This is a genomic window from Bradyrhizobium sp. MI1.4, assembly GCF_055811315.1.
On sequence record NZ_JBVVPP010000157.1, the window covers coordinates 1 to 380 of the forward strand.

Annotated in this window: 1 protein-coding gene; it reads right to left on the reverse strand. The window is 63.7% G+C overall.

From position 1 onward, the window contains the following. Positions 1 to 380, reverse strand: a 380-nt coding sequence (locus AC0L23_RS40080) for an IS21 family transposase (RefSeq protein ID WP_473358435.1), incomplete at both ends; no start/stop codon positions are given.

Sequence of the window (380 nt, forward strand, 5' to 3'; positions counted from 1 at the left end):
AAGCGTTCCCGGACCAGCCCGACCTGGTTCTCGACCTGCCCCTTCTCCCAGCCCGACGCTGGCGTACAGGCGACCGGGTCGACCAGATAGTGGCTGCACATCTGCAGGAAGCGGCGATTGTAGAGACGGCCTTTACCGACGAAGATCGTCTCCACCGCGGTCTTCATGTTGTCGTAGATGCCGCGGCTGCAGGCGCCTTTGAACAGGGCGAACGCCCGATCGTGGGCGTCGAACACCATCTCCTGCGTCTCGCGCGGATAGGCCCGCACGAACAGCATGCGACTGTGACAGAGCCGGACATGAGCAGCCTTCACCATCACCGTGGTGCCGCTCAGCAGGACGACCTCGTGGCTCCAGTCGAACTGGTAGGCTTCGCCTGG